The organism is Xanthocytophaga flava (assembly GCF_030068545.1).
GTDB lineage: Bacteria > Bacteroidota > Bacteroidia > Cytophagales > 172606-1 > Xanthocytophaga > Xanthocytophaga flava.
In genome coordinates this window covers 1-26,404 of the sequence record NZ_JASJOR010000006.1, presented here as the reverse complement: position 1 = coordinate 26,404, position 26,404 = coordinate 1, and the positions used below count along the sequence as shown (strand labels likewise).

Genomic DNA, 26,404 nt, shown 5'->3' with positions numbered 1-26,404 from the left:
TTGTCACTTCCGTCTATTAGCATTATTACACCATCCTATAATCAAGGCCATTACCTTGAACAGACCATAGAATCTGTTTTAAGCCAAGGCTATCCCAAACTGGAATATATGATCATTGATGGTGGCAGTACAGACAACTCTGTCAAAATTATTAAAAAATACGAGAAGCACCTTGCTTTCTGGATTAGTGAAAAAGATAAGGGACAAAGTGATGCTATAAATAAAGGTTTGCAGAAAGCAACAGGGGAGGTTGTAAACTGGTTGAATTCTGACGATTATTATCAGCCTGATACCCTGCAAAAAGTAGGTGTGGCTTTTATGAATCCTGAGACACTAATTGTAAGTGGACAAGGCCGGGTATTTGATGACTCCGGGTCTACCCGTCATTATACAAAAGGCGTAGATGTATATGGTGACAATCTGGCCAAAACAATTGGCTGGGCACGAATGGATCAGCCAGAAACCTTTTTCAGACACGATGTGATCCGGCATATAGGGCTGCTGGATACTCGCCTACATTATCTAATGGATCGGGATTGGTGGATCAAGTATTTATTTAGTTATGGATTAAACGGGATTGTTCAAATACCAGATGTGCTGGTCAATTTTCGTCTTCACCAAAATTCAAAAACTGTCTCACAGAATGCTGCTTTTCAAGTAGAACATGATTCCTTTTTTTATGCTCTCGCTAATCAGTTTGGATTTACAGACGAGAAAGAATTAATAGAGAAATGTTTTTCTGTGAAGAAAGATTTTCAGATCCAGATCGTAGACAACTACAGCGCCGAACTTGTCAAACATGCCTTACAGTACTATCTCTTATTTAGGGCTGATGAGTCGTATGCTGCATTTAGTAATGGAAAAGCCCGGCTATTGTTATCTACTATAAATCATCAGTTATTAACAGATACAGAAAGAGGGCTCTTGCGCAAACTAAAACTTCGTACAACAGAACCATTCGCTACTTTTTTATCCTTGATTCGTAAACTTCGTTCAGCTTGAAACTCAGTATAGTTATACCAACAAAAGACCGTCCACAGCTTGTGATTGAAACACTAAATGCTGTTGCCGATGCAGTCAAAGGAGTTGATAATGAGGTTTTGGTAGTAAATGACTCAGAAAAGCCTCTTATTTTACCTGATACCTTAACCAATGTAGTAACTGTGCTGCGTAATCCTAAGGCTGGAGTGGCATCGGCACGTAATTTTGGAGCAAAGAATGCTACAGGAGAGCTATTGCTTTTTATTGATGATGATATGCTTATACAGGCAGAAGATATACAGACAACATTTAGGCTGCATGAGAAATATCAACGTTGTTGTATTAACCTAAACTGGATTTATCCACCAGAGAGAAGTGCTAAGATAGCCCAGACACCTTTTGGCCGATATTTGATTCATTATGGATTTACTTCGTTGAAAGGTTGGAATCGTGGTAATGACTGGAATGATGAAGAACTCTTTGTGACTCATGGAATAACAAGCCAGTATCTCTCTATGGCTAAGAGAGATTTCAATGAGTCTGGAGGGTATAATGAAGTATTTCCTCATGCAGGTTTTGAGGATTATGAGTTTGCAAAAAGGCTGCAGGCTTTAGGCTTCACATTTTATATTTATCCAAAAAGCAGACTATTTCACAACGAATCAGATCGTCTGGATATTAATGCGTGGCTGGATAGACGCAGGCGGGGAGGGGCTACCCGAAAAGTAGCCGTAGGATTGGGATATCAAGAAGTCGCTATTTCTTATTCTTTTACCAAAAAAATAATTTTGAATGTATTATCTTTTTTTTCTCCTTTAATTCAATTTGTTGTTAGAAGACTTCCCAACAAAACAGCTTTTGATTCAATATATTTCAGAATTGTAAATATTCTCCTTACCGTTGCTATTTATGAAGGATATAATTCCAAAAAGTGATATCAGGAAGATTTGTATTTTCCTTGTTTTACTTAAATGTCTGGTAATAATCTTTAGTGATTGTAATCAGTCAGGACCTAACTCTCCTTTTGCAGAATATCCATTTCAATATTCATTGGTTGTCAATCCTGATGAAATGGATATTGCGAGTATTGCAAAAAACTACAATGATGGATATGGATTTGCTGCAAATAAAGGTTACTACGCCCGAAAAGATAAACAAAAAACTGCCTGGAGGACAAGTTTGCCCATCTTTTTACATATTCTCGGCCAGAGAATTTATACCAATCTTACTGGTAAAGATATAGTATTGACTCCAACAGATTCTTACTTCAGAGGGTATGCTGCAATTATACATATAATTTCTCTTATCTTATTTGGTATATCTGTCTATTCATTTTATAAAATTGCTACTCTTTTTTTGAAAAAGAAGCAACTGGCAAGTGTAGCTACAGTTTTATATGGATTATATCCTTCTGTATTATATTATATAGGTTCTATGGCGTGTTATGAAAACATTGCATTATCTATCGTTGTCATCGTTGTTGAAATCTATTATAGATTTATAGGTTTTCAGGAGAAATCTCCTACTTATTTGTTAATAATAACTTGTTTATTAGCTTCATTTGCAATATTAATACGTCCCCATACTACTTTGATCTTTTATAGTTTAGGTGGTATTTTGATTCTTTCAGCTTTATATCTAAGAAAAAAAATAAGCTTCTATATTAAAAATAAAGTTTTTCTACTATTAATCATCACTAACTGGCTCCTGTTTTTTTTAGTTCAGATACCTGTGTTATATAAAAATCATATGTTGTTTGGTGAACTATTTCTCTCAAATCAGACAGGGTTTATGTTTTTACAAGGCCATAATGAGTATGCGAGAGGTTCTTGGTTAGGGGATTCAGGAGTTGGAAGTGCTTGGGATACTTATATCAGTAAACAGCTTCCTAGTATTAATGAATTAAATGAGTATGAGGAAGCTCAAGCTCGTAAAAAACTTGCTATAAATTGGATAGTTAATAATCCTACTAAGGAAATGGAGCTATCATTACGAAAAGTTGCGATTTTCTTTTTACCAGATAACTTTTTACATCCTAAAGAAGTTAATCTTGCTATGTTCTTTACAGGATTAATACATTCTTTATTCTTTATTGGGTTTTGTGTATATCTATATAATTTGATAAAATCCAGATTTAATTATGAAATATTGACACAAATTATTCCTTTTCTTGTAGTTATAGTTGCTCTTCTTTTTTCTGTAATTTTCTTCGTTGATCAAAGATGGCGGTATTATGCTGATCCATTTATACTATTGATTGCTATCGATACATTGACTTGGTTTAGGAGAAGGCCTCAATATGAGACTTTTGCAGAAAGAACAACTCAGTAACTAACACACTCTACTATAATTGCACAGGCTTGTTCAATTTGTTCTTCTGTAATTATAAGAGGAGGAGCTATGCGCATAGAGTTATCACAATGTAAAAACCAATCTGTGATAACTCCGTTCTGGATTGCCTTATCAATAATAGGTTTTAAGACTTCAAATGATTCAAACTCAACAGCTATCATTAATCCTTTGCTGCGAATACTGCGGATTTTAGGATGGATAAGTAATTGTTTGAATAGTTGTTCCTTCCTTGTAATACCTTCCAACAAATTTTCCTGTTGGATCACTTGTAATGTAGCCAAGGCGGCTGCGCAGCTTACCGGATGTCCACCAAAGGTAGTGAGGTGCCCAAGGATAGGATTGTTCGCTAATGCAAACATTATTTCTTTAGATGAAATAAATGCACCAATCGGCATTCCTCCTCCCATGCCTTTAGCACATACAACAATATCAGGAACTACATTATATTGTTCAAATCCCCAGAAAGTGCCTGTACGTCCAAAGCCAGTTTGTATTTCATCTAGAATCAGCAATGTCCCTGTTTCGGTACATCGTTGACGAAGAGATGTAAAATAGGTGTCATCTGCTATACGAATACCTGCTTCTCCCTGAATGGTTTCAATAACAACCGCAGCTGTTTTATGTGTTATCTTTGTAAGATCTGCTAGATTATTATACTGGATATGATCTATTCCGGGTAATAAAGGGCGATAGGCTTGTTTAAAAGATTCTGCACTGGACAAGGATAAAGCTCCCTGAGTAGAACCATGATAGGAATAAAAGCAGGATACTATTTCGTGTCGGCCAGTATACCGTTTTGCCAGCTTCATTGCGCCTTCTATGGCCTCAGCACCTGAGTTTGTAAAGTATACACTTTCCAACGGTTCAGGTAATGTCTTTGCCAATGCATCAGCTAGTAGAACCTGAGAGGATTGAACAAATTCTCCATACACCATCAGGTGCATATGTTTCTCCAATTGTGCCTGAATAGCTGCAATCACTTTTGGATGACGGTGACCTACATTACTTACTCCAATGCCTGAGATGAGATCTATGTATTGCTTTCCTTCAGGTGAGTACATATAAATACCTTCTGCTCTCTCTATTTCAAGTAATAGTGGAAATTCGGATGTTTGAGCTACATGATCAAGAAATAGCTGTTGGCGATGAGTATACATAGCAATATTGTGTGTCTTGCACAATGATGTTCGACACCTGACAAATGGAAAAGTCTTTTACAAATAAAGTATTACTTCTTTGCAGGTACTGCTGGTAATAAAGGAGCACCTTTTTTATCCTTTTTGACCTTCTTCTTTTTAGGGAATGTCGCTGGTTTTTTGAAAGGAATTCGATACGAGATATAATAGTTAGCTCCAAAGGCTGTAGATTTATCTGCTGCACCATAGCCAGGAATGATTATCGGACCTAGATCCGCATTATAGCTTCCACTGATTTTGAAACGAAAACGTAATGTGAATCCCAGATAAAAGTTGTTCCATACCAATCCTTTAATACCTCCAACCAGTTCTCCCCAATGCTGAGTGGCGGAAGTTTTGGGAATACTCCCACTTGTGCCTCCCCAGATTGTATCAATGACATTATAATACCCATAGGAGTAATTCATCTGGCTGATACCATATCTGAGTCCCCAGAATACTACATCATCTCCACCCTTTAATAAGTTTCTTTCAACTCCTACACGACCATAAATACCATTGCTATTATAGTCATAAACCTGGTCTTTACTACTTTTAATATTGGCATAGCCTAATTCAGCTACTCCCAACCAACGCTGATACCCTATATCTGCACTTCCTTCTAATGAAAAGTTCTTCTGATTCTTCATGTAAAAGTTTGCTATCCTGCCCAAATCAAATCCTATCCGTAAACCATTGGATAATATGGTGTCAGAGGCAGATTTCTGTGAATAAGCAGGTGTATAAAGTGCAGTGAGAAAACTACTTAGTACGATGGTTAAAAATGATATTGATATTGGGTTGTAAAGTTTCATCAGCAGTTGAGTTGGCGACTGTGACAGTTCTTATCTGTTGGGATGTGGAACTGGTAAAAGTTTCTTTAGTAAGTTCTATGTCTGTGTATTTGTAATTAAAACCACATCCTTCTGAGACAAAATAAGGTTGTGGCTTATACTTAATTTTTAGTGTATCTGTAAAAACAGAGGTTTCATTTCTGTTTGCGGCAACACCTGCTGTATCCCATTTGATTACCAATGATGTAGTGTTTGAAATTTGCGATAAGTAAGCAACAATATTTCCTGATGTGAGTGTATCATCGCCAATCTGGCTTACCGGATAGGCAGAAGGATTGCCTATACCGGTTACACTGATAATCCGTATAGTTGTATCTTTCTGAGTATAGGTAGTTGTCCCATTTGTAATTCTTGCAACACGCACCAGAAAGCGGATACGCAAACGAGGATCTGTACTGACAGTACATTCCGAATCTGTGCAGGCACTAAGAAACCCACAAATCAGGATTCCTAAAAAAAGAAAGCGTTTAACTTGTATATAAAACATGTAAACAGAAGTCAAAAAGGATCTGGCAAAAATAGTAAACTGTTTCTATTATAGATACATTGAGTAGGATGTAGGTATAATTTCTCAACAAGAATTGTTCCGCAAAAGTAGGGACTTATCGAAAAAATGCGGATATTTTGGCCCTGATTTGCAGAGGAAAAGTTTTTTTCTGGAATTCATCAAATAATACCTTTAAAATATACAAATAATGAATAACACACTAACTATAGCTCCTGGTGTTGTAACTGGTGAGCAGGTTACCGAACTTTTTCGGTATGCAAATGAAAACGATTTTGCTCTTCCTGCTGTCAATGTAGTAGGTACAAACTCTGTGAATGCAGTATTAGAGACAGCAAAAGCTGTAAACTCTCCTGTTATTATACAGTTTTCAAATGGTGGAGCTCAGTTTTATGCAGGTAAAAGTGTACCTAACGATAAACAACAGGCTACTATAGCGGGTGCTATCTCTGGCGCATTGCATGTGCATCAGATGGCGGAACTATATGGCATACCTGTAATATTACATACAGATCACGCTGCTAAAAAATTACTTCCCTGGATTGATGGATTGTTAGATGCAGGTGAAAAATTCTTTGCACAACATGGTAAGCCATTATTTAGCTCACACATGATTGATCTTTCAGAAGAACCCCTACATGAAAACATTGAGATTTGTGTGAAATATCTGGAACGTATGTCGAAGATAGGCATGACACTGGAGATAGAATTGGGTGTTACAGGTGGTGAAGAAGATGGCGTTGACAATTCAGATGTAGATAGCTCAAAATTGTATACACAACCAGCTGAGGTATCTTATGCCTATGAAGAGCTCTCTAAAGTAAGTCATCGTTTTACCATTGCTGCTGCTTTTGGTAATGTACATGGTGTATACAAACCAGGTAACGTTAAATTATCTCCAATCATTCTGAAAAACTCTCAGGATTATATTCAGGAGAAATTCAAGACTGGTCCTAATCCTGTTAACTTCGTTTTCCATGGAGGTTCAGGATCATCCAGAGAAGAAATTCGGGAAGCTATTAAATATGGTGCGATTAAGATGAACATCGACACTGATATGCAATGGTCTACCTGGGAAGGTGTTAAAAATTATTATGAAGATAAGAAAGCCTATCTGCAAGGTCAGTTAGGTAATCCTGAAGGACCAGATTCTCCAAACAAAAAATACTACGATCCACGTGTATGGTTGCGTAAAGCAGAAGAATCTATGATCAAACGTTTGAAGGTTGCTTTTGAAGATTTGAATGCAATAAACAGACTGTAATATTTTACAAAGCCTCTCAATTATTGAGAGGCTTTATTTTTCCTGGTCATTGCTTTATTTTATGTAGATAACAGGAATTTATTTACCAAAGAATAGGCTGTAAACGCCTGTTAACCAAAAGAATAACCACTCGTAATCTAAGTTCTTTGATTTTTCATTCTTGCTTGTGTAATTTTAACAGTTTGTTGATCTCTATGTAAAACCATCAGCCTTGTGAATAAGAATAGATTGAATGATAAATGGCTCCGGATTGCTGGAGTTTTGCTGGTGTTTATTCTTAATGCCGTAATTGAGGTTAATTATATTGAAGAATGGAATCTCATTACAGTCCTTCGGGTTTTGATTCTTTTGGGGAGTATTATACTTTCCTGGCAAGTTTCCCGCTTTCTAATCATCTATTTCAGACGAAAATATTCTTTGGGAAAACATCTTCTTCAGAGGATTTTGTTTACTGTCCTGTCAGGTACAGTGAGTGTGGCACTTATAAGCTGGGTAGCTGGAATAAGTAAGTATATAGTTAAATATGGCACATTAAAAGGTTTTTTTGAATCTCCCGGACAAACAACACATATTGGACTTAATCACAAAACGTTATCTCTCAATATCTATAAGATCGATTTTTTGTTGGGGACTTTCTCTTTTATTCTGCTCTTTATTGTATATGAACTTTGGTTTTTTATCCAACAGGCAAGTGGAGATACCAAACGACTCTATCTGGCTGAGCAGGAGAATGAAGAATTGAAAAAGATCAGTCTGCACAATCAGCTGGAAGCGTTAAAAAGTCGTGTAAATCCTCATTTCTTATTTAATAGTTTAAATTCTCTTTCTACCCTGATAGAGGAAGATCCGCAACAAGCTGAACATTTCCTAAATGAGTTAAGCCAGGTTTACCGTTACCTGTTAAGAGCTAACGATCATGACCTTACCACTCTTTCTTCTGAACTGGATTTTATTCGGTCCTATTACCATTTGTTGAAAATCCGGCATGGCAATGGACTGGATCTGATTATCAATATTCATGAAGATTATACCTGTTATCAAATTCCTCCTTTGACCTTACAGCTATTGGTTGAAAATGCAGTGAAACATAATGTGATCTTGCATGATAAACGATTAATTATACAACTTGAAACTACGAAGCATGCACAGTTAATTGTTAAAAATAATCTGCAACGCAAACAAACACGTGTCTTATCTAACCAGGTAGGGCTTAGTACAATTATTACAAAATATCGCATGTTAGATCAGCCAGAGCCCTTGGTTGTTGATAACGGACAGGAGTTTTCTGTTACCCTTCCTTTATTGAATCCAGTATAAAATTATATAAGGTTGTATTATGTGGGAATGAATTTTCAGATTTATTTAAAAGAAAAACACTTTTCTAGTATGAATGAAACTAAAAAAGTGTGAATTTTGTAATCTCTTGTAGCGATACTCAAAATGTATTTGGGGCTGACCGGTTTTGACGGCCTGTGCGGCTGCGAGTAAGCATGTCGGGAGTTGGAAGGACCTCCTGTTAAAAATTCTTCCGAACTATAATTGGCGAATCTAACTACGCCCTTGCCGCTTAATTAAGAATTAAGTCGCATGTGTCCTGTTATCTCTACACACTACCGGGATAACGCTCAGGGCATCATCAGGTAAGTGTCTTGTGTTGTAAGGTTACGCGCAACATACAGTATTAGTAAATAAGGTTAATGTGCGGGGTGTGGCTACCTTGCATTAATCCGACAATCAACCAGCCAATAAACATGTAGAAGGCTCGACGGTTTCCTTGTCCGGACGAGGGTTCGAATCCCTCCAGCTCCACAAGTTAATGATAAAACCCTCTGATATTCAGAGGGTTTTTGTTTTTGATGGATTAGGTAAGCCTGATCTGCAAAAGCTTTTCATTTTTTCACTAAGTCAAAGAATGCTTTTGCTTAAAGAAAATTCATTCTACTTTTTGATAAGTAGATTTTTTTATCATCACATCCTTTATATCATTGATAGCAGCGAATTTCCATAAGTGATACGGCTACCATCTGATGACTTTTCTGTAAGTGGAGCTTTAACTGGCGAGTATGAATAGGAGTAGCAAACTGAATAGTATGACGTGTTTGGTAATTGCCCTGTTTTTCATAGATCCGTTCATTCCGATCATTACACAACGAGAAGTCCTGAACACAAAATGGCATGATGGTTTCGGGATGTTGCATGAGAACTGTTTCCAGCGGATGATCAAAATCGGTGTCAAAGCTGAGTTCTATTTTTCGAATAGTTTGTATATCTGCCCATTCGAGTGAAAGGGTGGGTTTTTCATCCGTCAAATCGGCTATCCAGGCATTGGGTTGATTTGTAGGACGAGCAATACCATTACGAACATTATCTGCCTTAAATAAAGCAATACCTGGATTAATTTGCATAGCAATGTTTTTACCATTAGGACGACGATCCGGACACCAAAACTCAAATGCATCTACTCCCAGGTCTTCCACTGGCTGCTGCTTGCCATAATTAGACACAGCCGGATTAGTTTTATTGAAAGCAGATAGGATTCCGGAAATACGTACATTACTGTAACACATTTCGATCAGTGGGTTTTTGAGAAAGCATATAAACACATAGGTGTCTTCTTCAACACTGACATTAAAATTCAAATGAATGCTTCGTCTGCCCGATTGTATATGAATGCTCTGTCTGCTTAAGATTACTTCAGGTGTGTGATTAGTGGCGTTACCAGAACGCCGAAGTTCAACCACGAGCTCTGTATCAGCACTGGCATGTACCCAGGTAACAATTTCTGGCATAGGTGTTCCTGAGCGCAAAGGTAAGAGCTGAGCTGCACTGTCCTGCAGAGCAAACCACTCTCCGTTGGTAGGTAGTTCAGTCAATACAAGTTCGCTGGAGGCACTAATCTGAGCATTTTGTACCAAGTCCGCAGGATCAACTAACTTAAATCCAGGGATGTACTGCCCTGTTTTTTGTAACTCGTTCTGCAATACTTTTATATGATCTATTTCTGTGAGCTGGCGGGGTACTAACTGACCTTTATAACATAAAGCAGCCGCCATACCTACAGCCTGGGCTCCATAGGCACTCGTTCCCATTACCCGTGTAGAGCCAAAGGCAACATGCGTGGCACTAATGATACGGCCTGCAATAAACAGATTGGTAATATTACGACTGTAAAGGCAACGGTAAGGAATCTGGTAAATACCTTTGCTATGCCACTGATTACAGCCAGGTTTTTCAGAAAATACGCCATCGGCTGGATGCAGGTCAATGCTCCAGCCACCAAAAGCAACGGCGTCATAATGTGTTCTTTGTTCAACAATATCCTGCTGACAGATCATGTAATCTCCTTCAAAGCGACGGCTTTCCCGTTTGCCGGGAATAGTGCCCACCCATTCAAGTGTCATGGTATCAGCCTCAGGGAAGTTGCCTGAGTTTTTGATATAGTGCCATACACCATAAACAACTTTCCAGAGTTCCCACTTGATCGCTTCGGTATCGTGTACTGTATCAAGCCGTCCGCCATATTCAAGCCACCAAAGCTGACAGCCTTGTTCTTTGGCCGTAAATCGGCGATAGCGGGGAATCTGAGTAATATCCTGTAAGGCATAGGCAGGAGGCACAAAACGCACCGACTTGCCAGTATCTTTGGTATAAAAATAAACTGAATGACCCAACAACTCGCCATATTCAGTGGATGGGGCAAATTTTTCGCCAAATTCTGTTGTAGACTCAGCTCCCATGCGAAAGGCAGCACCCGCACTAAAGGCAACTACTCCGTCTCCGGATGCATCACAGAACAGCGGCGCTGAAAGCTCATAAAGTGTCCCGTTCTGACTGCAAAATGCCTTAACACTGCTTATAGTCTGAGCATCGGATTTTGTTACATCAAAAACAGCCGTATTGAGTAGTAATCTGATGTTAGGCTCCAGCATTACTTTTTCAAGTAGTACAGTATCAAAAATAACCGGGTTACCTTCTGGATTTCGGTATGTATTTTCCAGTAGAATCTCATCAATTAAACCCCCTTCGCGGGCCCATCGGTTGTTATTCCCCATATGAGAGGTAGCACCCAACACCCACAATCGAACTTCACTGGAAGAGTTACCACCCAGCACAGGACGGTCCTGTACCAAAATGACCCGGATGCCTGCACGGGCAGCCGTAATGGCACAACATGTGCCGGAAAGTCCACCCCCGACTACAACCAGATCAGCCTGGTATGACTCAATATGTAGCTGTCGATGATCAGTTGCGTCTTGTTTTATCATAGCTTTGAATAGAAATCAGATTTGTCTGGCTACTAGGCCAAGAGAATAATATCTTTTAAAATGGCAGAATCTACCTTGTTAATAAATCTCCTATCTGTGTAGATGCTTTTTGCACAATACCTGAGCTTTCTTTCCCAAGTGTAGAAACCTGAAATGAATAGTTTTTTGCTGACTTGAGTCCATCAATGGGTAGATAGTCCAGCGACGATCCCTGGATAATAACAGACTGTGTCTTGCCATCCTGCTCATACCGAACCTGGTATCCGGCTGCTTGTGGAACTGGGTGAATGGCGATCACAGCCTTCGATCCTGAACGCAGGACTGCCTTAGCTTCTACCGCTTGAGGATCAGTATTTCCAGGTAACACTATACTATGCATTTCAGACCATCCACTTTCTACATATGCCTGATCGGTACGTTTCATGCGGAAATAATAGGTCTGGCCGTTTTGCAAATTAGGTATGCGGCACATGCCTTTGGTAGTTACTTTTAACGACTTCCATGTATCTTCATTGGCTGGGTCAGTTCCGTAACGAATCTGGTAGAGATAATCATAGTTGGCGTAGCTATATCCAATAAAGAAAGCATTATTGGCTGCTTCAGCATGCCAGACTATAGGAGGTAGCAATTGACTTTCTGGGGTGGTCTTTGCCGTAGCAGACGGTATACTTTCACCTGCGGCATTAATTGCCACTAGCTGGAACTGATATGATTGACCAGCTTCTAATTTGCTTATATCGATAAAATGATGGGTAGTTGTATCACTGACAGATGAAAAATAGGTTTTGCCATAACGAAGAAAGTACTGCTGAGCAGAAGCTACTTTATCAAACAGGATGCGTACCCCTCCTTCACCCGTAATCATTTGCTTTATAACAGGTGGGGTAGGCTTTTGCAGATATACGGTTGTGTCATAAACAGCATACCCCGTTGGCGAAAGTAATGTATAGGTAGTCTTGGCAATCTGAGTAGAAGAAGCCTTCCAGGTAATAGATTGTTGGAAGGCTTTACTTCCAGGAGCGATAGTAGGAAGAGTTGTAAAGCCACCATCTAAGTAGCGATCTTGGCTATCTGTTGCCTGCCAGACCAGTGTATAATTTTTCAATGTATAAGCAGGTAGATCGAGTACAGTTCTGGGTTCAATGCTAATTGTTACAGACTTACCCGTACCTGAGGCTGTGAGTGAACGAATAGGAGCGTACTGGCGACGGAAGATTTCATAAGCTTGCTTAGGCTGGCGGTATACATTGACCACTCCCCAGGATCGGTTGCCAGAGGGTGCCGTATTCCAGGATTGATGAGCCTGCCAATGGCTGCGGTAATCATTGAAAGTCCACAACGCACCACCCATCAGATAGTCACGGCCCCGCATGTCATTCAACATTTTAGTGCCATTGATTACACCCTGGTCTGGAGTCTCGCCAGTAAGGTTGTAACCATATTCAGAGTAAAATAGAGGCTTTCCCGGATGCTTCTGGTGCGCCTTATCCGCATTGTTACCTAAGTCTCCGTATTTATTAAGAAGAATCATATCTGAAAACTGTACCGGATCACGCTGCTGTATATCTGCTGAATTACTGACATACACTACCAGACGTGAACTGTCAAGCTGCTTTTTTACATACCCAATAGCAGACTCAACGTACTCAAGCACTTTGGGATTGGCCCCGATAAAACCAATTTCATTGCCTACACACCAGCCAATAATCGAAGGGTGGTTGAATTGCTGGTTGACTAAAGTTTTCAACCATTGTTTAGGGAGTGGATTGTCTGGATCTACGAGCTGGTCACGTCCCCAGAGTGGTATTTCACTAAATACCAGCATCCCTTTTTCGTCCAGATAATCAAGCACCTCTTTGGGCAATGGCAAATGTGAGAGGCGTGCCATATTCGCACCTGATTTTTTCATCAGGTCAATATCCTGACGGTATCGCCATGCGGGCAGCGTATTGCCAGTGGTTCTGTCATCAGGTACCCAGTTATAGCCCATTAACCGTACCGGCTCGCCATTAAGCTTTACACTCAGACCATCAATTTCTACTTTACGAATCCCAAACCGGTCACTCACCATATGAAGTAATGGTAGAGTATTAGTCAATTTGTTGGGTTGCTTACCAGAAAGTGTATTTGCCATATAAAGTGTGGCCTGAGCTGTATACAAATACGGATCATCAAAATGCCATAAGTGAGTGTCACTTTTTGGTATTGATGTTTGCACACTATATTCCTGACTGCTTTGAGCAGGTATGGTTAGAGAAGGTGGTAAATTTTTACTGGCCTTTAGTATATGTCCACTTTTATCTTTGAGAACAATGTCGCATTTTACTGATTGAGGTTGATCGGTATTGTTTTTGATCCGTAGCTTAACAGTCACAGAAGCAGTAGCGCTTTTCAGATCAGCAACTGGCAGAATATGTATTTGTTCAATATGTACTGGATTAGCTGCAATAAGGGAAACTGGTCGACGAATGCCACCCCAGTTCCAGATAGCTCCACGCCGGAACGTGTTATCAGCACATACTACCAGTGTACTTCGCTGACCGGACTTTATGAGTTTGGTAATGTCAAATTCAAATGGGAAAAAGCCACTATGGCTTTGACCAAGTAAGGTGCCATCAAGCCAGACCTTTGCATCGTGGTAAACTGCTTCAAATGCCAAACGAATAGTTTTGCCCTGCCAACTGGCAGGTATCTCTATCGAACGACGATACCATCCTTTGCCACTGTAGGTTGCATACTGATTGTATAGGTCCCAATTACCTGGAACTTCCATTGCATCCCAGCCTGTCGCCTGAAAACCAGAGGTATGCCATCCTCGTTCCTCACCAATGTTTTCCGGATCAATACGAAAATCCCACTTGCCATTCAATAGCAAAGATTCCTGATTGCTGGTAGATTGGGCGAATAGGACTACTGGAACATAGAGTAGCCATAAAACAAAAATATTTACTATATACTTCATCACATAATTTCAGTTTCTAATGAATAAAAATGGTTTGTGGTAGCTCTCTTTGATAAGACTGCTTATTCTAAAGCAAGCCTATTATACTTTCTCTGGGGTAATAATTTGTTCAGTGTTACGTCGGGCGGCCTTCCAGGGAATAACGGCTGCAAACAGAATGATGACAGCTATGCCCGCTGTTAGTATACTTCCAGAGGTAGTGAGCAGACTCAGTATAAATAACATACAAGCTGTGAAAACCAACGCAAAGGCAATGATGCGCAAGCCAAAGCGATTTTGCTGGGCAATGGATACTCTCTCAGCATCTTTCACAAAGAGTTGCTCAGCTTTTTTTGCACGTTTATTATTCAGATATTCTTCATATTCGGGTGCTATTTTACTAGTTCGGACAGCCCATAACTCATAACCGAGCAATAGCAGTAATGGCAACCCAATTCCAATGAATGTTTCCAGTGTACGGCTCAGCTTGAAGTGAAGCAGCCAAGGGGCCAGAATCTTAAAAAACAGGTTGGCACTAAGACCTATACCACTTATCCAAAGTGTAGCTTTGCCTGTGAGACGCTTGAAGAACAAAGCCCATAGGGGCGGAGCCAGCAGAGGGCCACCCGAAATGGCTGAAATACTCAATACTACCTCAACCATACCACCAGCTGCTGGTACCAGTAGCGCAATTACGATCATTCCCAACCCAAAAAACCAGGAGGATAATCGGGCTACGCGCATCAATTGCAGATCCGTTGCTTCTGGTTTGAGAAACCCCTTGTATATGTCGTTAGTGAATACAGCTGATACCGCATTAAGTGCAGTATTAGCACTAGCCGAAGTAGAAAAGTACATACCTGTGAGCATGAGCCCGAGTAGCCCGGGTGGTAGTACCAGCTTGCATACCAACAAGTATGCATTTTCAGTATCCAATCCACTTAGGGTAGGATTGATAGACCGATACAGCATAGGAGGGAGCATCCAGATAACCGGACTAATCAGATAAAGGGCTGCAAACAAGAAAGCTACCTTCCGTGCTGATTGTGGACTGTCTACACTGGTGTAGCGCTGCACGAATGTCCAGTTGCCTCCGATATAACAAATATGATAGATCAGGAAAGAAAATATAAATCCTATAGTATATTCTCCTGCAAACCAGCTAAAGAAATCTGATGGCACATGTTGAATAAATTGATCAACACCTCCTGCCTTTTGTAAGGAAAGAGGCAAGAGAATAAACACTGCCGCTGACAGAATCACAAATTGGAGAATATCAGTTACCATTACAGCCCACAGCCCTCCTACAGCAGTATAGGCAATCATAAACAAACCTAGAACAATAGTGCATGGTACCAGTGGTAAATCCAGTGAGACGCTCACTAGCTTAGCCACCGGATATAATACCGATCCTTTGATAAATACTGAAACGAGGATGAAAACATAGATGAATATTTTCTGTACTTGGGTCCCAAGTCGACTGCGGATGAATTCTGCAGCTGTAAGATTACCAGTAGCTTTCCATCGTGGGGCTAACCAAAGTCCTGTAATCAAAGCCCCAATACACATTGTCCACTGAATAGTGATAGCTACCCATCCGTGTTTGTAGGCAATCGACCCCCAGGCAACAAATGTTCCGGCAGAAAAGAAACTCATAAATAGTGACAGCCCTCCAATACTCCACGGCACAGCCTCTCCGCCTGCAAAAAACGATTTCAGATTACGGCCTGTGCGGGCAAACAGCAAGCCAATTCCAAGAACAAAAGCGGAAAAAACAAAAATGACAATCGTATCAACAGTATGATTCATAAGAAATTGTAAATATCTGGTGTGAATTAGCGGTTAGTACGGTTTGACTCATAGTCTATCACTGCAATGGTTAATCCGAAAGCAGGCACAGATACATCCCATTTTCCGGATGTATCAAGCTGTTTAATTTGTTTGCCTTTGGCATCCCATAGCGCAACTGATCGTATAGTTGCCTGTCCATTGCGTAGTATTTTTTGACTATTCAATTTGAGTGTACTTGTTTTGGCCTGATCGTCATTGTTCAATAAGAGTACAAATATGCGTGGGGTCTGCACTGCTGTCGCTGTCCAGTAGTCCACCTGTGGGTCATCTACTTGTATGAGTCCATCAGGCATATATAGCCGAGTCAATTGTCCGAAGATTTTGCCATTGGCAAAGCCATATGTTTGATGTGGTCCGACTTTGGGTGTAATAAACCCACGCGGAAAAGTAATCTTTCCTTCTGAACGCAGACTTACTTCAGAAAGCAAATAATCGGTAATCCAGCCAATCTGCCACCAGGCATGGTGCGGATATGGACCAGCACCAGCATTCATGGTACGCCAATAATAGGAGGCAACTCCTGTGGGTTGATGGACAAACGCATCCCGTCCCCAAGCCGCAGCCCGAGCCATATCCAAAAAGAGAGAGTCCTGTGTGATAGCGAAGAGACGGATAAACATTCCTGCATGGCTAGCCAGCGGAATAGGACCATGCATATTGGCCGAACCTATGCTGCCGCCGTGTTCAAAGCTAAGCCCAACCTGACTAATCTCCCAATCCTGACGGGTCGTTCCATTGACGTTTTTTATTTCTTTGGTGGGTATTGGATGTGTATAGATAGAAGCAGTATAAATTCTGGCAGTGTTTAGGGCTGCTGTCTTATAGCGACTGTCTCCCGTTATATCAAATAGATCAAGTAGTGCTTGTACACTCTGCCCGGTAGCAAAATCGGGGACAAAACGCAGATCACCACATACACCCAGAAAGTTTCCCCGTTCAGTAGCATTGTGAATAAACCAATCAGCACCTTTACGGGCAGCAAACAGATACCGTTCATCTCCCAGAATCCGATAAGCAACCAGCAATCCATAAAATGTAGGACGTAAGTCCTGTAGCTCAGTAAAGCGGGGCTTCTCACTCTGTCTGTCGTAAGCCACCTCCCAATGTCCATCCGGATACTGCCAGGATAATAACCGCTCGGCACCCTGACGAAGGCGGTCTTTCAGTTCGGCATCATTAGGCTCAAAGAGCAGGATATTGCCCATATCAAGCATTGTATAGTATGTCAGGCCAATAGGCTCAACGTATGGGCCCCATTCTTCGGTAAACCGGTGACTTTTGGAAAGATAATACTGCCCAACAGCTGCTCCCTGAAAAAAGCCGGGCTCGGATTGTTGCTGCATAAGCTTAAAGTTGCGGGCATAAGGCAAACGGGTTTTGTTTAGTAAGGAATCACCTGTAATGGTAGTTAGCATCCACATAGCTCCGTAATCAGAATTTTTCATCGCATCCTTATCTGAACCTACTACTCCGCCCAGGTAGGCTTGAGCTCCAATAGTTTGTCCATTAAATTGTTCAGTGCGCCACAGGGATGTACTATCACTGTTTACATATCGGTGCATGGACTCAATGCGGGATGTTAAGGACTGCCGAGTCTGTTTTAAAGATAGAAAATCCCGGAAATGATATATATCATAAATGGCATGTTTGTAAACTGTGTACCAGTCGGAAGCCTGCAGACTATATCGAAAGGTAAAGGTCTGACTTTCGCCTGCCTTGAGATACGAACCTTTTTCACCCAGCACCGGATGATAGGTTGTAGGCGTTAATTGTCCTTTGCGGTTCATTAAGGATAGACCTAGTTGCCAGTCGCTATGGGTATTGTGGTCTTTTTGCCAGGGATCACGGCTGGTGCCAGGTTGAGGAATGACAGCAAGTGTAAGTCCGTTTTTCTGACTCAGCAGAGGGGCCAGTGTAGTTGCTGTACGGTCACGAACTACAATAGGACGTCGTGGAATCCCTTGGCCATACGCATAGGCAAGGACGAGATCATTCTGTAGGGTTGTTCCCTGCAAATGACCAGGTATAATACCCCAGCTTAAGTCCTTTTCAGAAATAGTTGCCAGTGTGGGTGTTGCGAGTGAAAAATAACCTGCCTGACGGGCGGTGAGTTGCATACTCACTAGCAAGTCACCTGGATACCGGGCGTCTAGCTTCCAGGTGGCTTGCAGGGAAGCTTGTTTGGTTTGATGTATAAAAACAATCTCCTGACCCGATTTTGTACCTTGTTCAGGAAAAAAATGCAGGGCTGTACCCGCAGTATTCATTGGCACAGGTTTTAGATTTTCATGCCAGGTATTGATGATATACTTATAAATCGGTTCAGGAAAATTTTTTGTATGGGCGTCTACCTGATCCAGTAAGGGCAAGGAATCAGGTTTGGCCGGAGAGTACAAAATAGTATACTCTCCGGATGGAAAATTCAGGGATGTAGACTTACCATCTTTTTTCACACTGACCTTGTTAACCTGATACCCAACGTTTCCTTTCTTCCAGGTGATTTGTATGGCAGCATCTGAAAGCGTCAAGCTTGTCTGAGCAGCTGCCTGTAGTTGTGCTGACAAGACAACCAGATATATCGTTATAGTAGACAGCCTTAGATAGTGAGTTATATTCATACGAATGTTTCAAAAAGAACCTGTTCACTACAAGTAAGTTTATTGTATTGGAAGTCAATACTTCTTTTACACAAGATAGAACTAGCACAAGAAAATTATTTCCAGTCCGGATTTTGTTCAATACGGGGATTGGCATTGATTTCATCCTGTGGAATAGGAAAATACTTGTGTTTTGCCAGGAGTGTGCGAACTGGAAATACACTATTGACAGCAGCAGGTATAACAGTCAAAAATTTATTTGTGCGTGTTAAGTCATACCAGCGGTCTCCCTCAGCAAAAAACTCCCAGCTACGTTCTTGTAAGACTGCATCAATAAAAGCATCCTGACTGAGCCCTTCAGCCAAGTCATCCAGTCCTGCTCGTGCACGAACAATGTTTATGTATTGATACGCAGTAGTTGTAGCTCCGTTCAGATGAGCCTCTGCCTCAGCTGCTATCAGGTACACATCTGCCAGGCGTAAAATCGGGATGTTGGCGGCGGCGCTTCCTCCATTGGAATTAGGGTCCTGGTATTTTTTGACCAGTACACCTTGCGTTGTAACGGGTGTAATATCTTTTTGGTGTACTACTTTTCCCTGTACGTTGATATAGGTTGTATCAAGCAACTGCCGACGTTTATCATTTGCCTCAAATGAATCAAAAAATGCCTGATAAGCGAATATTGATCCAAACGAAGACTTTCCGTATGCGGGGCCATCACTGTTGCGAGGACCATATAAACTCATGATCTGAGAAGAGCGGCCACCTGAAACACTTTCACTTTCGAATGCCCACATATTCTCAGCTCGACCCACTTGTTCGTTAGAGGCTCCATATACCTGTTGTACATCAGGTAGTAGCTTATACTTACCTGAATTAATAACTTCCTGAGCCTTTTGTAAGGCTATGGACCATTTTTGGTCATATAATGCGGCTTTAGCATGCAAAGCGGCAGCCACTTCCAGAGAGGGACGACCAGTCGGTATAGCAGCTGAATAGGAAGGCAAAGCTGCTTCAGCTTTTTCCAGATCACTATAAATCTGTGTGTAAACATCTGCTAATTCACTTTTGAGTGTATAGGCATCTGCCTCACTTAGGGTTGGATTTGTTTTAACAGGCACACTGCCAAAGTTTTTGGCTAGCATCCAATGAAAAAAAGCCCGTAGAAAGTATGCTTCAGCTACGATCTGGTCTCGTCTGACAGTTTCCATAGCAATAGATGGCACACGGTCAATAACCCAGTTGGCTCGTTCAATGCCACGATAGCAATTCTGCCATACATCCAGAGGTGATTCAAAGGCTCTTCCAAAACTTTTGGCAGTTGTATAATTGGGATCATAGCTGTATAAGGTATAGGTATTGCGTCCCACCACTGGACGTGGATATACCTGATCAGCACTAAAATCGGCAATCATCAGTGGAGAAGGCCCAGAGTAAAGATCACCCAGTGCTCCATAAACAGCTGTAAGCCCCGCTTCCGCATCAGAGGCGGTTTTGTAGAAGTTATTTTCGGCAATAGAAGAATATACCGTTTCGTTTAGCTGACATGAACCTAATGCAAAGAGCAGGATACAGGCACTAAAAACATATTTTTTCATATGTCAGGTATTTTATATGTGAATGTTGTCAGGTATAATTAAAAAGACTGATAGTTTTTACTTATTATCATGTTTCAAAAAAACTATTGGTTCCAGGTAGCTTTTTGATCAGAAAGTAAGCTGCACTCCGCCCAGAATTGATCTTGCCAATGGGTACACTCCATTATCAACTCCTACCTGCACATTCGAATTACCAAACGTATTAACCTCAGGATCATAACCAGTGTACTTGGTAAGAGTAAACAGATTGTTGGCGCTTATATACACACGGGCAGCGGATATACCTTTGATTTTAGAGATGTTATATCCTAGCGTCAGGTTTTTACAACGTATGTACGACCCATCTTCCATAAATCGGTTAGAGATAGGAATACGGCCACCCTGAAAGCCATTGGTATACTCATTGCTTGGATTTTCCGGTGACCACCGATTGGCAGTACCTGCCAGCAAGTTGCGCTGTCCCAGTGGGTTTTCGAATGAGTAACGTGCCAGATTAAAAACCTGATTGCCTTGCACACCCGAAAAGAAGGCATCAAGAGTAAAGTTTTTATACTTCAGATTGGTGGAGAACCCAAAGATGAAGTTTGGATTGGCGCTGCCGGTAATGGCCTGATCAGCTCCGGTAATTTGGCCGTCGTTGTTCAGATCCTTTACTTTGACGCCACCTACACGGCTATCAGATCCGGGAAGTACTGTCTCACCTGTCTGGTAAATGCCATCAAATAAGAAAGTACGGAAGATACCTAGTGGTTGCCCTACCTGAATGATGCTGTAGTTATTGACAATAAACTCCTGTTGATTGTCCACCAGACTTATCAACTTGTTGCGATTAAAGGTAATATTGGCATTTACATTCCAGCTGAAGTCACCGTCTAATATATGAGCATCAGCAGCCAGCTCAATTCCTTTGTTTTCAATTTCAGCAAAGTTACCAGTATAGGTACCATACCCAGATGAAAGCGGCAGGTTCTTCACAAAAAGCAGATCTTTGGTCCTTTTATTGTAGTAATCGACAACCAGATTCAGACGATTGTTGAACAAGCCGATATCCAAGCCAATATCAGCCTGTATCGAACGTTCCCAACGAAGGTTTTTATTGGGAATACGCACAGGAGCAATACCCACCGAAGGAGGCTGATTATTGTAACTGTAACCACTACTCTGATTAAACAAAGCCAGTGATCCATATGGGCCTATTGCTCCTGCATTACCAGTTGAACCATAGCTGGCCCGTAATTTCAGATCACTCACAAACGGAATAGTTTTCATAAACCCTTCTTCGCTAATACGCCATCCTGCTGAAATGCCTGGAAAGAAACCATACTTATTGTTTTCACCAAACTTGCTGGCACCATCATAGCGGGCTGTCAGATCCAGAAAGTATTTGCTTTTGAAACCGTAATTTATCCGTGCCATGTAAGAATCGAGTCTCTCCCGATTTCGAAAGCTGTTGGTGTTACGGTTGGCTGGTGGTGCAAAGCCAAGTGCTTCGTTTAGAGTTACATCGTTGGGGAAGCCAAACGCTTCAGCTGTACTGTTGGTATAGTTGTTAGATTGACTGGCAAGTACGCCTGTCACTTTTAGCGAATGATGCTGGGCAATTGTTTTGCTATAGGTTAAAATACTTTCGTGTAACAGTGTAGTACTGCGTTCGGCGTATTTCCCACCAAAACCCGTTGTGGCGTTCCGATCCCGTTCTGCTACAATAAAAATAGGACTATAATAATCACGGGCTCCATCGCTCAGGTCTACATTAAATGTAGCCCGATAAGTCAATCCTTTGACAATCTGAGCTTCGGCATAAAGGTTGACCAGCGTACGAATGGTTCCAGACCTGTCCAGGATGTTGGCAAATCCCAGCGGGTTCACTACTTCCCGATAGCGGCCATTAAACTGATCGGCAAAGGGAAAAAGCGAGCCATCAGGACGATACGGTTGCAGAGTTGGAGGGGCACCCAGTGCAGCACCCACCATACTGTTGGTAACTACTGGGTTATCAATAGACGATTCGCCGGTACGGATACGGTTGTTGACTGAATAACTGCCAAAAATACTGGTTCCTACTTTAAAGCGGTCATTGAGCGTATGATCCAGGTTCAGGCGTAGTGAATAGCGATCAAAGGAGGAATTAAGAACGACCCCTTCCTGATTAAAATAATTGGCAGAGAGGAGAAACTGTGTTTTTTCATTACCACCATTTACCGAAAGCTGATGGCTTTGGATTGGTGCTTGCCGAAAAATCAGATCTTGCCAGTCTACTCCCTGGCCGAGGCTTTCAGGGTTATCATATACATTGGTTTTGTAAATTTCGTTTTCAAGCCTGGCAAACTCTACAGCATTGAGCATGTCCAGTTTTTTGGTAACATTTTGTACGCCATAATAGCCATCATAGGTAAAGCGGGTTGCTCCTGCCTTGCCACGTTTGGTAGTTATTATCACTACCCCATTGGCACCTCTGGCTCCATAGATAGCGGTAGAGGAAGCATCTTTGAGGACTTCTACCGACTCAATGTCATTAGGGCTAATCGTTGATAACGGACTGACATCATTCACCCCGCCACCATTGGAAATCTGAATTCCATCAATGACATAGAGCGGTTCAGAGGTGCCATTGATGGAATTGGTACCTCGGACACGTACACTAATGTTGCCTCCAGGAGCTGATGAGTTTTGAGTAATCTGCACACCTGCCACCCGAGCCTGCAGACCCTGAGCTACATTGGTTACCGGAGTTTGGGTGATATCAGCAGACTTTACAGAGGCCACAGACCCAGTTACTTCTGCCCGTCTCTGAGTACCGTACCCTACGACGACAACTTCTGACAAGGATTTAATGTCAGGAACCAGGCTAACACTGATCTGGGTACGATTCCCTACTGTAATCTCTTCGGGATTGTAACCGATAAAGCTGAAAACGAGTACTGCTTTATCACTACTAACAGTAATAGCGTAATCACCACTACCACTTGTACTGGTGCCGTTCGTTGAGCCCTTCTCAAAAACGGCTACTCCAGCCATGGGTTGATTGGCGTCATCGGTGACTTTGCCCTTAATTACTACCTGTCCATATGTATAAGACAAGGGCAACACAAGTAGCCCCAGAAACAACCGTTGAAGTGGCCGTTTTACGAATTGGTAAAGGTATTGCATGTAAATATGAGTAAAGGTAAAAGATAGGTATAGTACAAGAAAATGGTTTATTAAAGGATTCGTCCTTGCATACTCATAAACTTTTGTTAAGTATTGATTAGTAGGACTACTGCCTGTTAAATCGCTGCTGGTATTGAGATGAAAATTAAATTTCATTGAAATCTTCATAAAAATTGATTTAAAACTCATATTTTACATATACATTACTGAAAAAATATGAGTGGGAACGGTTGCATTTAGTGGGAACGGTTGCACTATCTGATCTATCGCCTAGAAAATTTTTCAATCAGCAACTAGAAAAAATTATATGTCGTAAAGATTTTCTATTGTGAAAAAGCACCAGATTACTATCCTTGACATTGCCCGGCAGTTGAATATTTCTAAGTCAACCGTTTCGCGTGCGCTAACCGGACATCCGAAAGTAAGCCCAGAGACCAGAAAGGCAGTCCTTGAACTGGCTGTTCAGATGGACTATCAACCCAATATGCTGTCTGTGAGCCTTGTCAAAAATAAGAGCAATACCATTGGTGTGATTGTTCCTGAGTTTATGTCTTCGTTCTTCCCACAGGTTATTCTTGGAATTCAGCAGGTAGCCAGAACGAGTGGGTATACGGTTTTGATTACACAATGCAGTGAGTCATACGAACAGGAAGTAGCCAACGCGCGTCTGTTGCTGGCTAGCCAGGTAGATGGACTGTTAGTCTCGCTGACTAAGGAGACACTTAATTATGACCATTTAAAAATATTTCAGCGCAAAGGCATTCCAGTCGTATTCTTTAACCGGGTGTGCGAAGACATGGAAGTACCAAAAGTGATTGTAGATGATTATGAAGGAGCCTACCGAGCCACAGAACATCTCATTACAACAGGAAGGAAACGAATTGCCCATCTGGCTGGGCCTGCTACATTGGCAATCAGCCGCAAACGGCTTGACGGATACCGGGACGCACTACGCCGCTATGGCATCCCCTCAGACGAATCGCTGATTATATCCTATGACCTGACTATGGAGAAAGTGGATATCTATGTCAATCATTTGCTGAATCTCGCAAATAGACCTGATGCTCTTTTTTGTATTAATGATCCAACAGCCATTCAAGCTATACAAGTAATCAAACAACGTGGCCTGCGCATTCCCGATGATATTGCTGTTGTTGGATTCAGCAATGATTATTATTCAGCCTATATTGAGCCTAGTCTAACCACAGTGGCTCAACCAGTGCAGGATGTCGGAAGCACCGCTGCCCGCTTATTGATCAACCAGATCGAAACCGATTGCGACAAACCCATCATAAAGCAATTAAAAACGGAACTGATTATCAGAAGGTCAACAGTCTGAGTTTCTAAATCACTTTTATACCATTGTTTGTGAAAATTCAGACAGGAATCCTCACAACTTTCAGAAAGACTTGCCTCTCAGACAGGTGTACTGGAAACCAAAAGCGATACGGCTATTGGGTCAAAGAGCGAAGCTACCAGATATACACAATTGGGCAGAATAGGTAAACTGGGTAGATTATTGGGTAAGCGTAACTATTTGATAATCAATAGAGGTAAGATGGGTGGCTTTTTTGGCTCGAAACTTTTCTATATAAAAAGAAAAAAGAGAATATAGAGCTCTATATATACTATAAATAGAATAATATATCTATATAATATATAGAGCGAATCTTACCCATCCTACCCGCCCTTAGTATCAGTCAGTTAATCTTACCCAGGATCTTACCCGCATCTTACCCACCTTACCCATAAAGTAAGATAAGTACAAATTGAATTACTAAAAACACAACTATTGTCTGAATCACAGATGACACAGATGGCACAGATTTCACGGATTAAAAAAACAGCCGACTAGTCATCCACTAATCAACCATCTGTAGAGTTTGACAAATATATCCAAGACGCGAATAGCACAAATAGAGCACATAAAAATCCGTAAAATCCTCTAATCCGTGTCATCTGTGATTCAGACAAACAGACTTGCTACACATGAACAACAACACCTCTCAAAACGCGATTAAAGGCGCTTTAAATCGATCAATGGGAGTGGTTAGGGTGTTGCCTGGAGTATTTCTATGTCGATACAGGGCATTTCAGACACAATCAAACACACCCAATGGGGTCATCAGAACCATGTAGGGGCAGGGCTCGCCCCTTATCCTTATCTTGTCCCATAACTTTTTCAATTTTGCAGCTTTTAGGGGATAATCTCTTTTTTGTGCCCTTACCCCCTTTTTTGTCCTCCTGAAAGGATCTCGTGGCAAGACCGGCGGCCTTTGGATTTGGAATGTATTTGTTTTTCTCACAAACCATGCATGGCTCTATTTGTCAAGAGATCCTTTCAGGAGGACAGGAAGAGTGTTTTCTTCTTTATTTACAAACCATGTTTCTGAAAAAGTTATGGGACAGGATAAGGCCCCTTATCCTGTCCCATAACTTTTCTGGAAATAAATGTTTTAAAAGAGAGCACTGGTTCGAACGTCCGTTCGGACCTAATTTGAAAGCAACGTCCGTTGCGTTGGGACAAAGAGAGCCAAGCTCAGGTGTATGGTACGTTATTCAGATGGGTGGTACCTTATCTAGATTCGTGATAGCCCCCAAACAGGGTTTTACCGACCAACGCAGCGGATGCTGCTTTCAAAATGGACACAAGCGTCCGCTCAATGCTGTCAACTTAAGGACTGTTTACAATCCAGATCGTTTATGAGTAGGAAATTTTCGTCGGGAACTTTTCTGTCTGGGTCTAGGGAAGGTACGTCCTGGTCGCCAAGGGATCTTGTATTTTTTAATTCTTTCAATAAGTTGTTGATAATCTACCATATATATGGTGGGATTAAGTAGAAAAAGTAGCAAATGATCTTTAATTAAACC

General features: G+C 41.3%; 16 protein-coding genes and 1 other RNA gene. 7 read left to right on the top strand and 10 right to left on the bottom strand.

What is annotated here, in order from left to right; genetic code table 11:
- From QNI15_RS10770 to QNI15_RS10760, 3 genes are read left to right on the top strand one after another with little or no spacing between them, the layout of a single operon-like run.
- Positions 1-1,002 (top strand): glycosyltransferase family 2 protein, encoded by a 1,002-nt coding sequence (locus tag QNI15_RS10770; protein WP_314031732.1) that lies wholly within the window; start codon positions 1-3, stop codon positions 1,000-1,002.
- A complete protein-coding gene (locus QNI15_RS10765; protein WP_314031731.1) occupies positions 999-1,916 on the top strand; it encodes a glycosyltransferase family 2 protein in 918 nt (305 codons plus the stop codon). Before QNI15_RS10770 ends, QNI15_RS10765 begins: the two co-directional genes overlap by 4 nt.
- Complete coding sequence (locus QNI15_RS10760; protein ID WP_314031729.1) at positions 1,891-3,312, top strand: hypothetical protein; 1,422 nt, start codon at positions 1,891-1,893, stop codon at positions 3,310-3,312. Before QNI15_RS10765 ends, QNI15_RS10760 begins: the two co-directional genes overlap by 26 nt.
- Here QNI15_RS10760 and QNI15_RS10755 read toward each other — a convergent pair.
- The 3 genes from QNI15_RS10755 to QNI15_RS10745 form a co-directional block, all read right to left on the bottom strand.
- Entirely contained in the window at positions 3,306-4,490 is a 1,185-nt protein-coding gene (locus QNI15_RS10755; RefSeq protein WP_314031728.1) for an aspartate aminotransferase family protein, read from the bottom strand. The genes QNI15_RS10760 and QNI15_RS10755 overlap by 7 nt on opposite strands.
- Before the next feature lie 71 nt (positions 4,491-4,561).
- Positions 4,562-5,323, bottom strand: a complete 762-nt coding sequence (locus QNI15_RS10750) for a DUF6048 family protein (protein WP_313995201.1) — start codon at positions 5,321-5,323, stop codon at positions 4,562-4,564.
- Positions 5,271-5,849: a DUF6452 family protein gene (locus QNI15_RS10745; RefSeq protein ID WP_314031727.1), complete on the bottom strand. Its 579-nt coding sequence runs from the start codon at positions 5,847-5,849 to the stop codon at positions 5,271-5,273. Before QNI15_RS10745 ends, QNI15_RS10750 begins: the two co-directional genes overlap by 53 nt.
- Positions 5,850-6,057: 208 nt before the next feature.
- On the opposite strand from QNI15_RS10745, the gene fbaA reads away from it, so the two are divergent.
- From fbaA to ssrA, 3 genes are all read left to right on the top strand, one after another.
- On the top strand, positions 6,058-7,131 hold the full coding sequence (fbaA, locus tag QNI15_RS10740) for a class II fructose-bisphosphate aldolase (protein ID WP_313977024.1): 1,074 nt from the start codon (positions 6,058-6,060) through the stop codon (positions 7,129-7,131).
- A gap of 213 nt (positions 7,132-7,344) precedes the next feature.
- On the top strand, positions 7,345-8,448 hold the full coding sequence (locus QNI15_RS10735; protein ID WP_314031725.1) for a sensor histidine kinase: 1,104 nt from the start codon (positions 7,345-7,347) through the stop codon (positions 8,446-8,448).
- A 131-nt stretch (positions 8,449-8,579) separates the two neighbouring features.
- Positions 8,580-8,943, top strand: a transfer-messenger RNA (tmRNA) gene (gene ssrA / locus QNI15_RS10730).
- Positions 8,944-9,113: 170 nt separating this feature from the next.
- Here ssrA and QNI15_RS10725 read toward each other — a convergent pair.
- From QNI15_RS10725 to QNI15_RS10700, 6 genes are all read right to left on the bottom strand, one after another.
- Positions 9,114-11,396, bottom strand: a complete 2,283-nt coding sequence (locus QNI15_RS10725) for an FAD-dependent oxidoreductase (RefSeq protein WP_314031724.1) — start codon at positions 11,394-11,396, stop codon at positions 9,114-9,116.
- A gap of 70 nt (positions 11,397-11,466) precedes the next feature.
- Positions 11,467-14,358, bottom strand: a complete 2,892-nt coding sequence (locus QNI15_RS10720) for a glycoside hydrolase family 2 TIM barrel-domain containing protein (RefSeq protein ID WP_314031722.1) — start codon at positions 14,356-14,358, stop codon at positions 11,467-11,469.
- A gap of 81 nt (positions 14,359-14,439) precedes the next feature.
- Positions 14,440-16,146, bottom strand: coding sequence for a sodium:solute symporter family protein (locus tag QNI15_RS10715; protein WP_314031721.1), 1,707 nt, complete (start codon positions 16,144-16,146; stop codon positions 14,440-14,442).
- A 26-nt stretch (positions 16,147-16,172) separates the two neighbouring features.
- On the bottom strand, positions 16,173-18,806 hold the full coding sequence (locus QNI15_RS10710; protein WP_314031720.1) for a glycerophosphoryl diester phosphodiesterase: 2,634 nt from the start codon (positions 18,804-18,806) through the stop codon (positions 16,173-16,175).
- Between the two features lie 95 nt (positions 18,807-18,901).
- Complete coding sequence (locus QNI15_RS10705; RefSeq protein WP_314031718.1) at positions 18,902-20,383, bottom strand: RagB/SusD family nutrient uptake outer membrane protein; 1,482 nt, start codon at positions 20,381-20,383, stop codon at positions 18,902-18,904.
- Between the two features lie 108 nt (positions 20,384-20,491).
- Entirely contained in the window at positions 20,492-23,533 is a 3,042-nt protein-coding gene (locus QNI15_RS10700; protein WP_314031717.1) for a SusC/RagA family TonB-linked outer membrane protein, read from the bottom strand.
- A gap of 328 nt (positions 23,534-23,861) precedes the next feature.
- On the opposite strand from QNI15_RS10700, the gene QNI15_RS10695 reads away from it, so the two are divergent.
- Positions 23,862-24,872 carry a LacI family DNA-binding transcriptional regulator gene (locus QNI15_RS10695; RefSeq protein WP_313995175.1) on the top strand — a complete coding sequence of 337 codons (1,011 nt, stop codon included), beginning with the start codon at positions 23,862-23,864 and terminating at the stop codon, positions 24,870-24,872.
- A 1,346-nt stretch (positions 24,873-26,218) separates the two neighbouring features.
- On the opposite strand, the gene QNI15_RS10690 is transcribed toward QNI15_RS10695, so the two are convergent.
- A partial coding sequence (locus QNI15_RS10690) for a hypothetical protein (RefSeq protein ID WP_314031716.1) occupies positions 26,219-26,404 on the bottom strand: 186 nt, incomplete at its 5' end.

What these genes read in the sequence shown, in the direction of transcription:
- QNI15_RS10720 (WP_314031722.1), bottom strand. Translation starts at nt 14,358, where the DNA reads ATGAAGTATATAGTAAATATTTTTGTTTTATGGCTACTCTATGTTCCA.
- QNI15_RS10715 (WP_314031721.1), bottom strand. Translation starts at nt 16,146, where the DNA reads ATGAATCATACTGTTGATACGATTGTCATTTTTGTTTTTTCCGCTTTT.
- QNI15_RS10725 (WP_314031724.1), bottom strand. Translation starts at nt 11,396, where the DNA reads ATGATAAAACAAGACGCAACTGATCATCGACAGCTACATATTGAGTCA.
- QNI15_RS10750 (WP_313995201.1), bottom strand. Translation starts at nt 5,323, where the DNA reads ATGAAACTTTACAACCCAATATCAATATCATTTTTAACCATCGTACTA.
- QNI15_RS10760 (WP_314031729.1), top strand. Translation starts at nt 1,891, where the DNA reads ATGAAGGATATAATTCCAAAAAGTGATATCAGGAAGATTTGTATTTTC.
- QNI15_RS10745 (WP_314031727.1), bottom strand. Translation starts at nt 5,849, where the DNA reads ATGTTTTATATACAAGTTAAACGCTTTCTTTTTTTAGGAATCCTGATT.
- fbaA (WP_313977024.1), top strand. Translation starts at nt 6,058, where the DNA reads ATGAATAACACACTAACTATAGCTCCTGGTGTTGTAACTGGTGAGCAG.
- QNI15_RS10700 (WP_314031717.1), bottom strand. Translation starts at nt 23,533, where the DNA reads ATGCAATACCTTTACCAATTCGTAAAACGGCCACTTCAACGGTTGTTT.
- QNI15_RS10710 (WP_314031720.1), bottom strand. Translation starts at nt 18,806, where the DNA reads ATGAATATAACTCACTATCTAAGGCTGTCTACTATAACGATATATCTG.
- QNI15_RS10705 (WP_314031718.1), bottom strand. Translation starts at nt 20,383, where the DNA reads ATGAAAAAATATGTTTTTAGTGCCTGTATCCTGCTCTTTGCATTAGGT.
- QNI15_RS10755 (WP_314031728.1), bottom strand. Translation starts at nt 4,490, where the DNA reads ATGTATACTCATCGCCAACAGCTATTTCTTGATCATGTAGCTCAAACA.